General features: G+C 67.5%; 8 protein-coding genes. 4 read left to right on the top strand and 4 right to left on the bottom strand.

The window, feature by feature from the left end:
• The first annotated feature begins 424 nt into the window (after positions 1–424).
• The 3 genes from Q1X76_RS05700 to asnB all read left to right on the top strand — a co-directional run bounded on the left by Q1X76_RS05700 (position 425) and on the right by asnB (position 5357).
• Complete coding sequence (locus Q1X76_RS05700; RefSeq protein ID WP_300718623.1) at positions 425–1714, top strand: aminotransferase class I/II-fold pyridoxal phosphate-dependent enzyme; 1290 nt, start codon at positions 425–427, stop codon at positions 1712–1714.
• A gap of 79 nt (positions 1715–1793) precedes the next feature.
• Entirely contained in the window at positions 1794–3047 is a 1254-nt protein-coding gene (locus Q1X76_RS05695) for a glycosyltransferase family 4 protein (protein ID WP_300718621.1), read from the top strand.
• Positions 3048–3455: 408 nt separating this feature from the next.
• Positions 3456–5357: an asparagine synthase (glutamine-hydrolyzing) gene (asnB, locus tag Q1X76_RS05690; RefSeq protein WP_300718619.1), complete on the top strand. Its 1902-nt coding sequence runs from the start codon at positions 3456–3458 to the stop codon at positions 5355–5357.
• A gap of 285 nt (positions 5358–5642) precedes the next feature.
• Here the strand turns inward: asnB and Q1X76_RS05685 are convergent, their stop codons facing one another.
• Positions 5643–7898: an inositol phosphate phosphatase SopB gene (locus tag Q1X76_RS05685; protein WP_300718617.1), complete on the bottom strand. Its 2256-nt coding sequence runs from the start codon at positions 7896–7898 to the stop codon at positions 5643–5645.
• Between the two features lie 9 nt (positions 7899–7907).
• Positions 7908–8363, bottom strand: a complete 456-nt coding sequence (locus tag Q1X76_RS05680) for a type III secretion system chaperone (RefSeq protein WP_300718615.1) — start codon at positions 8361–8363, stop codon at positions 7908–7910.
• A 435-nt stretch (positions 8364–8798) separates the two neighbouring features.
• Between Q1X76_RS05680 and Q1X76_RS05675 the strand changes: the two genes are divergently transcribed.
• Positions 8799–9584, top strand: coding sequence for an MBL fold metallo-hydrolase (locus Q1X76_RS05675; RefSeq protein ID WP_300718613.1), 786 nt, complete (start codon positions 8799–8801; stop codon positions 9582–9584).
• Positions 9585–9905: 321 nt separating this feature from the next.
• On the opposite strand, the gene Q1X76_RS05670 is transcribed toward Q1X76_RS05675, so the two are convergent.
• On the bottom strand, positions 9906–10343 hold the full coding sequence (locus Q1X76_RS05670; RefSeq protein WP_300718611.1) for an Lrp/AsnC family transcriptional regulator: 438 nt from the start codon (positions 10341–10343) through the stop codon (positions 9906–9908).
• Between the two features lie 280 nt (positions 10344–10623).
• The gene (gene cydB, locus Q1X76_RS05665) at positions 10624–11658 is read right to left on the bottom strand and encodes a cytochrome d ubiquinol oxidase subunit II (protein ID WP_300718610.1); all 1035 of its coding nucleotides are present in this window, start codon (positions 11656–11658) and stop codon (positions 10624–10626) included.

Raw genomic sequence — 11658 nt, 5'->3', positions numbered from 1 at the left:
GGAAGAAGTGCGTCCATACGCTCTTCGAGGAGCAGGCGGCAGGCTTCGCTGCCCGCGGCCTCCGGGCCGGACAGGGGCCAGAGGTCGAGAGCCGCGGCCCCTGCGCTGGATTCGGGTCGTTGCATGGTCAAATACCGGGGATACCGCCGCCGGCGGGTAAGGGACCCGGAGGGGTCCGGTATGCGTCCGCCCGCGCTCTCGCACAGGAGCCGGGCATAATGGTCCATGGTAAAAGCAAATTTTAGGCCATCTCTGGGCGCTTGTCCAGCCTGTGCCGCCGCAGGGGCTTTCCTGCTTGCCATGACAGGCCTCTTGGGCTATGGTTAGCCGTTAAAAACAATCTTTACGGGTAGTTCGCCCGGAACGCTTACTGTGCGTCATCTGTAACGTACGGTTTTTATACTATTTTCTGAGAGGATCCGGAATGAAAGAAAACCACTCCAGCCAGAACGCCCAGGAGAGCGGTGCCAGCAGCTTCTCGCGCCTGCGCTCCAAGCTCTCCTTCGAGCGCATGGTGGAAATGGGTGCCAAGATGGGCATGGAAAACCCGCTCTTCCTGTGTCACGAGCGGGCGGCGAAGGCCACCACTGTGATCAATGGCAAGGAGTACATCAACTTCTCCACCTACGACTATCTGGACCTCAATACCCATCCCGAGATCACCGAGGCCGTCACCGCCGCCGCCAGGGTCTTCGGCAGCTCCGCCGGGGCCAGCCGTCTGGTGGGCGGCGAGCGTCCGCCCCACCGCCGACTGGAGCGCGCCCTGGCCGACTTCTACGGCGTGGAGGACTGCATCGCCTATGTGAGCGGCCACGCCACCAACGTCTCCACCCTGGGCTTCCTCTTCGGCCACCGCGACGCCATCTTCTATGACGGCCTGGCGCACAATTCCCTGATGCAGGGCGCCCGCCTTTCCGGCGCCGACCGCTATTCCTACGAGCACAACGATTGCGACTCGCTGGAAAAGCTGCTCAAGGAACACCGCGCCAAGCACAAGCGCGCCTGCATCGTCACCGAAGGCCTGTTCAGCATGGACGGCAACATCCCCGACCTGCCGCGCATCATCGAGCTCAAGAAGCAGTATGACTGCATGCTGCTGGTGGACGAGGCCCATTCCTTCGGCGTGCTGGGGGCCACCGGCCGTGGCGTGCACGAATACTACGGCATCGAGCCCACGGAAGTGGACATGTGGATGAGCACCCTCAGCAAGGCCATGTGCGGCTGCGGCGGTTTCATCGCCGGCCGCAAGGAGCTGGTGGAATACCTCAAGTACGGTTCCCCGGGCTTCGTCTTCAGCGTGGGCATGCCGCCCATCGTGGCCGCCGCCTGCCACAAGGCCCTGGAGCTCATGCAGCGCGAGCCCGAACGCGTGCACAAGCTGCAGCACATCTCCCAGTATTTCCTCAGCTATGCCCAGGAAAAGGGCCTGGATACCGGCGCGGCCCAGGGCTACGCCATCGTGCCCATCATGGTGGGCGACTCCATGGTCAGCGGCTTCCTGGCCACCCGCCTGTTCTCCCGCGGCATCTATGTCATGCCCATCACCTTCCCGGCCGTGAAGGAAGGCGCCGCCCGCCTGCGCTTCTTCCTCTCCGCGTCCCACACGGAAGAACAGATCCGCAAGACCATCGACACCGTGGTCGAGGAGATCCCCGTGGCCCGCGAGATCGTGGACAAGTTCCGCCGCGAGCACCAGGACGACCAGGACGCCTAGTCTGTCACGCTTCCCCAGGCCGGGCGTCCAGCCCGGCCTTTTTTTTACCGTCACACATCACCGTCCAGCCGAGGTCCCTATGCTGTCCCCCCGTATGGCCTATGTCCTGCTCTGGTTCCCCCTTTCCTCCGAGACCTTCGTCTTCCGCGAGATCCAGCAGCTGGTCCGGCGCGGCATGGATATCCGCGTCTACACCATGTACGGCGAAAAACTGCGCGGCTGCAGCGACGAGATGAAGAACTACGCCGGGCCCGTCAAGCGCTTCGGCTCCCTGGCCGCCCTGAGTCTGCTCAAGGCCTTCTGGCGCGCCTGGAAGCGCGATAGAACGACCGTGAAGGAACTGCTGCGCCGGGGCCTGTTCCGCCGGATGCGCAATCTGGAGGCCTACGCCGAGAACCTCTGGTGCTTCCTGGCCGGTTTCCGTCTGGCGGAAGAAGCGCAGCGCGACGGCATCCAGCTGCTGCACTCCTCCTGGGGCAACGGCCCGGCCACCGCTGTCTGGGTGGCCTCGCGCCTTTCCGGCATCCCCTTCGCCTTCACCGGCCGCGCGGGCGACATCTATCCGCAGGACGGCATCCTGGCCGAAAAATCCCGCGACGCCCTCTTCATCCGCACCAACAACATGGCCAACAAGCCCTGGCTGCAGAGCTTCTGCCCCGCCGGACAGAAAGACAAGGTGCATGTCATCTACAACGGCCTGACCCTGAGCCGCCGCACGGACTGCCGCGCCCCCTTCCGGCCGCCCTACCGCCTGCTGTCCATCGGCCGCTTCGCCCGTACCAAGGGCTTCCCCGAGCTGCTCACGGCCCTGGCCCGGCTGCGCGACGCAGGCTTCCCCGTGCGCCTGACCCTGGTGGGCGACGGCAACTGGAAACGCAAGCTGGTGAACCTGCGCAAGCGCCTGCATCTGGAAGATCTGGTGGACATGCCCGGCTTCGTGCCCAATGACCGCATCCGCAGCTTCATGGAAGAACACGACATGCTGGTGGTGCCCAGCGTGGTGCATACCAATGGCGACCGCGACGGCATCCCCAACGTCATCATGGAGGCCCTGTCCTGCGGCATGCCCGTGGTGGCCACCGACGTCTGCGGCGTGGGCGAGGTCATCCGCGACGGCGAGACCGGCTTCCTCATCCCCCAGCGCGATCCCGCCGCCCTGGCCGACGCCATCCGGCGCATGCTGGCCGATCGCGAGGCGGCCCTGCGCATGGCGCAGGCCGGACGCGAGCTGGTGATCCGCATGTTCGATACCGAGACCAACATCGCGGCCCTGCAGGAGCTCTACTGCCGGCAGTATACGCAGTGGCGCGCCACGCACGGTCCGGCCGTTTAGGGCAGGGACGCCTCTGTTCGTCCGGTGGGCCTCCGCCAGCGCGGGAGAGGCCCCTTCCCCCGGCGCACTTTTGGGGGACGCCGCCCTGCCGCGCTCCTTCCGGCAGCTGGCCCCGCAAGTGCCCCGGCCTGTGCGGATGCGGGGCCTGAAGGTGGGGAGCGGCGCCCCGGGCAAGGGCCGTGTCCCCACGGCGCATCGCACGACGCGCCGCAAAAGGACGTTTTGCCGCTGCCGGACGCTGCTCCGGCGGCTTTCCGGCCCGGCAGCCGGACGCCATGCGGGAGCGGACGCCCCCTGCCGGGCGCTAGAGGCCTCCTTTTTCCCGCTCCGTGACGGTCTTCCGTCCCGGAGCTCTCCCGACACCTGCAACCGGCGGCCCGGACCTCCGGTACGCCCTGTGGATATGCCATGTGCGGAATAGCCGCTATCTGCCGTCTTGACGGCCAGCCCCTCAGCGAGGATGCCCGGGCCCATGTCCGGGCCATGACCGACGTCATCACCTACCGCGGCCCCGACGGCAGCGGCGTCTGGCAGTCCGGGCCCGTCTGCCTCGGGCACCGGCGCCTGTCCATCATCGACCTTTCCGGCGGCAGCCAGCCCATGCAGGACGTGGACGGGGAACTCTGCATCGTCTTCAACGGCGAGATCTACAACTTCGCCGAACTGCGCCAGGAGCTGCTGCAGGCCGGCGCGCGCTTCCACAGCAGCCACTCCGATACGGAAGTCATCCTGCAGGCCTACCGCGTCTGGGGCATGGACTGCCTGCGACGCTTTGACGGCATGTTCGCCTTCGCCCTCTGGGACGCGCCCCGCCGCCGCCTGTTCTGCGCCCGCGACCGCTTCGGCAAAAAGCCGTTCTTCTACACCGTGCAGCAGGGCTGCTTCCACTGCGGTTCGGAGCTCAACTGCCTGACCGCCGTGCCCGGGCTCGCCTTCACCCTGGACCCGCAGGCCGTCATGCGCTACCTGGCCTACGAATATGTGCCCACCCCGGGCACCATGTACCGCGAGGCCCAGAGCCTGCCGCCCTCGCACTGGCTGCTCGTCGAGGACGGCCGCCTGAGCACGGGACGTTACTGGGACCTGCCCCCGGCCGACGAAAACGACCGCCGCTCCGAAGCCGAGATCTGCGCCGACGTGCACGAGCTGCTCACCCGCGCCGTGCGCCGCCGCATGGTCAGCGACGTGCCCCTGGGGGTCTTCCTTTCCGGCGGCATCGACTCCTCCATCGTGGCCGGCCTCATGGCGCGGCAGTCTTCCACGCCCGTCAAGACCTTTTCCATCGGTTTCAGCGAAGCCAGCTATGACGAAAGCGGCTATGCCCGCATCGTGGCCCGGCGCTGGAACACCGACCACCACGAGCGCGTGCTCTCGGCCGAGGACTGCGCCGAACACCTGCCCCGGATCATCAGCCGCATGGACGTGCCCATGGCCGACGCCTCGGTGGCGCCCACCTGGCTGCTCTCCGGCGTCACGCGCGAGAACGTCACCGTGGCCCTGGGCGGCGACGGGGCCGACGAGCTCTGGGCCGGGTACGAGCACTACATCGCCTTCAGGATCGCCGAATGGTACAACGCCATCCCCGGCATCGTACGCCGCGGCGTCATCGAGCCCCTGACCCGGCTCCTGCCCGCCTCGGCCGGCTACATCAATCCCCGTCTGGCCGTGGAGACATTTTTGCGCGGCGCGCACGCCCCGGCCTGGGAACGGGTGCAGACCCTGCTCACGGCCTTCACGCCCGAGATGCAGGCCGAGCTGCTGGCCCGTCCCGACCGCGACTTCCTGCGCCACGAGGTCCTCTTCGCGCCCACGCGCGAGCAGTTCGAGCACTGGCCCGCCGGGCCCTCGCCCCTGGCCCGGGCCTTCCACGTCTATGCCCGCCAGTACATGCTGGACGACATCCTGGTCAAGGTGGACCGCTGCTCCATGCTCCATTCGCTGGAAGTGCGCGCGCCCTTCCTGGACAAGGACTTCGCCGAATATGTGGCCCGCCTGCCCATCCGCCACAAGCTGCGCGGTTTCCGGCGCAAGTACCTGCTCAAGAAGGCCTTTGCCGACGTGCTGCCGCCCGAGATCCTGCACCGCAACAAGCGCGGTTTCCAGATCCCCGTGGCGGCCTGGCTGCGCGGCCGCATGCGCCCGCTCATGGAAGAGCTCTTCGCGCCCCAGCGCCTGCGCGCCCAGGGCCTGTTCCGGCCCGAGGCCGTGCGCGCCCTGGTGGACGCCCACTGCTCCGGCAAGGCCGACCTGCGCAAGCCCCTCTGGACCCTCATGGTGCTCCAGCTCTGGCTGCGCGCCCGGGGCATGTGACAGCTGAAACGATACGCCCGGCAGGCGGCAGTCTGCCGGGATGGACGAGGGGGCGGGAGGGCTTTTCCGGCGGGGAAACGTCCTCCCGCCCCCTCGCGCTCCCCTGTCCCTTCGACAACCGCGCAGGCGGGCTGGCAACAACTCCCGGAGCACACGGCAGGCCCGGGAAGGACACAGCAGGCGGGACGGGCGGCATACGACAGGGGCGGGCCCTGGCCCGCCCCTGGACGAGATGTCTGAAAAAGGTGGGATGCGCGGAAAAAGCAGCCGTTCCGCGCTGGCGGCTCAGGCCTTCACATAGCTGCTGAAACCCCGGTGGATCTCCCGGGCCTCGTCCGTGAACAGGGCATCGAGACCGGCCACGCCCTTGGTCTTGAAGCCCGCCAGACCGGTGTTCAGGCGCTGCATCTCCAGATTGCCGCCGTTGATGGCCACCTGCTGGAAGATCTGCCGGTCCATGCGGCTGCGCGGTGCATCGAAGCGCGGCAGCAGACCGCCGTTCTCGTGCATCTGCAGGGCCAGGGTCTTGCAGGCCACGTCCATCTGCCCGGTGCGATCCTTGCCGCTCTTGCAATTGAACAGCGGCATCACGCCCATGATGTGCCCCAGCATGGCCAGACGCGCAGGCAGCCGATAGGGGTCCGCCCCGCTCATCCTGTAGCCCCCGGCGGCCCAAAGGGCGTGGATCTCGTAGCGCAGGGCCTGCACGTTCTGCCTGTCCCGGGCGGGGATGTCCGACCGTGCGAGATAGGCCTCCACCATCCCGCCGAACATGTCGTCCCCGAAGAGCCGCGCCATGGCTTCCCTGTTGTAGCGGTCGGACGTGCCCCAGCCGCCGATCAGGCCCTGGAGCCCGCCCTGCGCGCCGGTGTTCACGCCGAAATTGAAGGTGAGCACCTGCGGCCGGACCCTGACCGCCCTCTCCTGCCCGTCGGGCAGGACCACAGCCACCGTGCAGGTGCCGTCGGGCCCGCAGGCATCCTGCCACGAGGCGCACTGCTCGGCCAGATAGGTCTTTTCCGAGGTGCCGAAGATCTCGCGCGGCACATCGGGCGTGACCAGACTGGTGGAAAGCAGGGGCAGGTCGATGACGGCATCGGCGTACGCCGCCAGCCTGCGCTGGACGTCCGCCAGCTTCGGCGAGCTTTGCAGGGCCGCCGTGAAGATCTCCCGGGCCCGGGTGGCGTTGGCCGTCTTCCTGGCCTCGGGATCCCTGATGGAGTAGGCACTGTTGATGCCGTGGCGGAGGCCCCGGAACAGGGTCCTGCCGCCCACGGCGATCTCCGTACGGGCCAGGTTCAGGGCGTGGCCGGCCTGGCCCCTGTCCTCGCAGGAGACGCCGTTGAGGCCGTTCCGGGCCATGGCCCGGCCGATGGGGCCGGGCTGGCCCCCCGCGGCACCGATGTGACGGGCGGGCGTGATGGTGGACGTGGCGGTCACTCCCGTGCCCCCGCGTCCCAGATATTGCAGATCACGCCGGATGATGTCCCAGCCCTGTTCGTTGAGCACCCGGATATGGGCATCCTTGATCGCCCTGGCCAGCTGCCCCGCCGACAGGTCGGGCAGCAGCCGGTGCAGCTCCTTGCCCAGCTCCCCGGGGAGCGCGTTGAAGGCCTCCATCACCGCATCGGGGACGCGCTCCCCATCAGCCAGGCCCCGCATCTCGGGCGGGTCGGTCTTCTTGTCCTGCATGGCTGCCATCAGCCTGCTGAGGTCCCGGGCCAGTTCCGCAAGGCGCATGCCCTGGTCCGAAGCGGGATCCAGCTCGCCCAGATCCTCCCCGATCCGGCACAGATGCCCCTTTATGACCCGTTCGTAGGCCGCGTAGATCTGCCGGAAAGCAAGACGCACGTTCCCGGCCGTGAAGGGGCTCTGGTCCTTCTGGGCGGTCATGATGTCCCGCTTGGTATCCAGTTGCGCCTTGAGCCCCTCCAGGCAGTGGAGCACCCCGGTCACGCCCGCCGCACCTTCGGGCAGGCCCGCCTGGAAGGTCTGCAGATCATCGTGCAGGGCGTTGACCGCCCAGGCGACCGCGGCAAGCTCCCGCTCGCCCTCTGCAACGGCCTGCTGCCCCCAAAAATCGTTCCCCACCAGGCGCACGCCCTGGCTCACGAGGCTGACGAAATAGTCGGGATCGATACCGGCCCGGCCCAGTTCCGCCATGACTTCCGGCCTGAGGGCCCGCTGCCCCGTGGCCACCATGCCGCGCCCCAGACAGGCAAGATTGCGTTCCAGGGCCGCGTCCAGGAGCCGGGCCAGGTCCCCGCTGCTGAAGGCCTTGCCCTCCAGGGACTTCTTGCCGATGTACTGGTTGAACAGGCGCGTGCCCTCGGCCTTGCCGCAATAGGCGCAGATGCTGTCGCGCACGCGCTCGGCAGCGCCCCTGTTGCCGCTCTTTTCCGCATCCCTTTGCGCCCGCTGCCAGAAATGGGCCCTGACGGTGGTGGTCTTGAGACTGTTGTCCCCCTGGTCGAGACGAACGAAGCTGCCCCGGGCCAGGCTCATGGTGCGCAGATGCGCTATGGAGTCTATGGGTGGCATGGGCTCCTCCTAGACCTTCACATAAAAGGGCTGTTCACTCTCCATCACGATCTCGCCCAGGCCCGCGCAGCGCTGCGTCCAGAAATCCAGCAGCAGGGCGAAGGATTGCAGGAAAGCATCCAGTTTCTCCTCCGTGGCCTGGTCGGGCAGCCACAGCTGCTGCAAAAGGACGGTATCGCTTTCCGGGGCCAGGGTGATGGTGGCGCCCCGGGTATCCTGCCACATGAGGTTGGCTGTGAGCAGGGCCCGCAGCTGGCGCAGGGCCACTTCCGCATCGCCGGAAAGTGTGCCGATGCTGCCGAAAGCGATGAACGTCCCCTGCTCCTCGTCGAAACGCAGATGCACCACATGGTCATCCGCCGAGGCCAGGGCACAGTAATTGTCGTCATCGAGCTGCAGGGGATCGAGCTCCTGCCGGCGGGCAAATCCTTCCAGTAGCATGTTGGCGTGGTCTCGGCTGATCATGGTGGCTCCCTTGTTCAACAGGTGGTCTGACGGCGGCGCCCTGCCCGGCGCGCTCCTGCCCCGTAGCGGACAGGGGACGGCAGGAAGCACGGGGGACGGGGGCCGCCGCCGGCTGTCCCCGTCCTGCCGCGAAGCGTTGCCGCATGCCGACGGTGTTGGCGGCAGGGGGGGACCTCCATATTAAGCAAAAACGGTGCCGAAAGAAAGCCGCTTCGCCGCCCGGCCGGAGAAAAGGCTTGTGGCGCGGCCCGCCGGCCGGGCAGGGCCACGCCAGCTGCCGGACAGGCCCCTGCGGCGTACGACCGCTTGATTTTTTCAAGAAAAGGCCCCGTATTTCTTGGCCCGGCTTCTGGTCCGCTCCCGGCGGCCCTGCTACCTTCCCCTGTGGACAGACGGCGCGGCCGTCCGCAAAACACTCCAGAGAGGTACCGAACCATGAACATCCAGCAGATACGCAATGCCACGCTCCGCATCGAATACGCCGGCGCGACCTTCCTGACCGATCCCTGGCTGGCAGCCAAGGGCGGCATGGGGACGTTCCGCGACCATCCCATGTTCCGCTGCCGCCCTGAGCAGCTGGATCTGGCCATGCCCCTTTGCGACCTGCCCCTGCCGGTGGAAGACATCCTGCGCGGCGTCGATGCCTGCATCGTGACCCATGTGCATCCCGACCATATCGACATGGCCGCCGACGGCAGCGTGGGCGCGCCGCTGGACAAGCGCCTGCCCGTGTTCGTGCAGAGCGGGGAAGATGCCGCCGTGCTGGAACGCTCCGGCTTCACACGGGTGGAAGTCCTGGGAGAGGAGACCCACTTCGCGGGCATCCGCCTCAGCAAGACGCCCGGACGCCACGGCACCCGCATCCCCTGCGGGCCGTCCTGTGGCGTGGTCTTCCGGCATCCCGGGGAAAAGACGCTCTATGTGGCCGGCGACACCATCTGGTATGACGGCGTCGCCGGGAGCCTGCGCCGCTTCCGTCCCGATGTGGTCGTCGTCAACGCCTGCGCGGCCGAACTGCTCGACGAGGGCCGCCTGATCATGGACGACGCCGACGTCCAGGCGGTCCGCGAGGCCTGCCCGCAGGCGCGGGTCATCGTCAGCCACATGGACAACGTGGCCCATGCCGCCCTGACCCGGCAGAGCATGGACCAGTGCCTGCGCCGTCGCGGCATCCGGGACGGCATCCTCATGCCCGACGACGGCCAGAGCTGCCATTTTTAGCCGCAGGGCAGCCGCGCCGTCCGCGCGGGCCTCCCTCTGCCGGAGGCCATCGCCGCGGCAAAGGCAGGCGGGACCGTCCGGTCCGCGGTCATCCCCGCCGCCGCAGGACCGCCCCGCCCCGGGCACGTCCCGGCCCCTGCGCCACATCGGGCCTCCGCCGGTCATCACAGGCAGCATGCCTTCCCCCCTCCTCCGGCGGGGGCCCCAACCTTTCCGTTCCGGGATCCCATGCAGACGCGCTCCCCCGCTCTCCGGCGGGGCACTGCATGCGGCACGGGCCCACGCAACGGCGCTCCCGCCCCGCCATCCCTCCCGACGGCCTCATCCCGCCAGGTCTTCCGCTTCCCGGATGACCACATGCAGCTCATACGCGCACCAGGGCTCGAGCTCGGCCAAAAAGGCTTCCAGCGCGACCATGTCCTGGAAATACATGTCGAGGAAATACAGGTTGTCGCCCGTGGTCCGGTAACAGTGGATGGTGCGCCTGCCCTCCTTGCGGCAGCAGGCCTTCAGGGCATCCGCGCCGCCTGCCCCGGGCTGCGCCCTGATGACGGCATGGACCTTGTAGCCGAAGACAGGACAGTCGACGTTGACGGTGTAGCGCCGGAGGACGCCCATGTCCTCCAGCCGTTCCACCCTGTTCCTGACGGCCTGCCCGGTGAGGAAGACCCGCGCGCCCAGCTCCTTCATGGTGATGCGCGCGTTCTTCCTGAGTTCTTCGACGATCCTCACGTCCGTGGCGTCTATCTTCGTCTTCATGCGGCCTCCGCTTTGTCCCGTCATCTTCCCGGATATGCGGCGCAAAAGCAAATATCCCGCCCGCATGACGGCGGGGCGCAGCCCCGGCTCCCCTGTCCTGCCGCTCCCCGCCCGCCGCCGCGGCGCGGGCCGCCTTCCCGCTGCGAGAGCGGCGGATGACCTCCCCGGCTGCACGCAGTCTGCCGTCTGCCCGGCGCGACCCGGCACGGAGCATGAAAAAGGCCCGGCGGACAGGGCGTCTGCCTGTCTGCCGGGCCTGGAAGACGGAGGACCGTCGCCGCTAGTAGGCGTGGTCGTCGTGCAGGTCCTCGGCGCTCAGGCTGTGCGAGAACAGGCGGTAGACCCAGAACTGGTACAGCAGCACGATGGGCACCATGACCAGGGCCACTACCAGCATGATCTTGAGGGTCAGCTCGGTGGAGGAGGCGTTGAAGGCCGTCAGGGTGGCGTTGGGATCGATGGACGAGATGAGCATGCGCGGGAACATGCCCATGACGCCGAAGAAGGTCACGCCGACGATGTACACGGCGCTGCACATCCAGGCCTTCCACAGCTGGCCGCGCTGCAGCATGCAGCGCACGCCCACCAGACCGGCCAGGGCCAGCACGGGCAGCAGGAGCAGCAGCGGATTGCTCCAGTAATTGCTGAACAGGTCGGTGTTGAAGAAGGTCAGCACCAGGAAGGCCAGCAGCAGGATGAGCATCACGGGCCAGAGCATGGTGGCGCTGGCCACGGCGCGGGTCTGCAGTTCGCCCTGGCTCTTGATGGCCAGCCACAGGGAGCCGTGCAGCATGAACATGACCAGGAAGAAGATGGCCCCGGCCACGCCGTAACCGTTGACCAGGCCCATGAGGCTGCCGTGGAACACGCCCTCGCCGTCGATGGGGATGCCCATGAACAGGTTGGCGAAGGTCACGCCCAGCAGCACGGCGGGCACCAGGTTGGACAGGAAGTGGATCAGGTCCCAGAAGCCGCGCCAGACGCCGCTTTCCACCTTGCCGCGGAACTCGAAAGACACGGCGCGGAAGATCAGGGCGAAGAGCAGGATCAGCAGGGGCGCGTAGAGCGCGCTGAACATCACGGCATAGACCTTGGGGAAGGCCGCGAAGGTCACGCCGCCGGCGGAGATCAGCCAGACTTCGTTGCCGTCCCAGAAGGGACCGGCCGCGTTGTACATGATGCGGCGTTCTTCCTCATTGCTGCCGATGAAGGGCAGCAGGCTGCCCAGGCCCAGGTCGAAGCCGTCCAGGACGAAGTACACGGCCCAGAGCAGGGCCCAAAGGATGAACCAGATGACTTGCAAGGTTTCCAGCAT

The organism is uncultured Desulfovibrio sp., from assembly GCF_949282365.1.
GTDB lineage: Bacteria > Desulfobacterota > Desulfovibrionia > Desulfovibrionales > Desulfovibrionaceae > Desulfovibrio.
The sequence above is the reverse complement of the archived record's forward strand: the minus strand, read 5'-3'. Positions and strand labels throughout refer to the sequence as shown.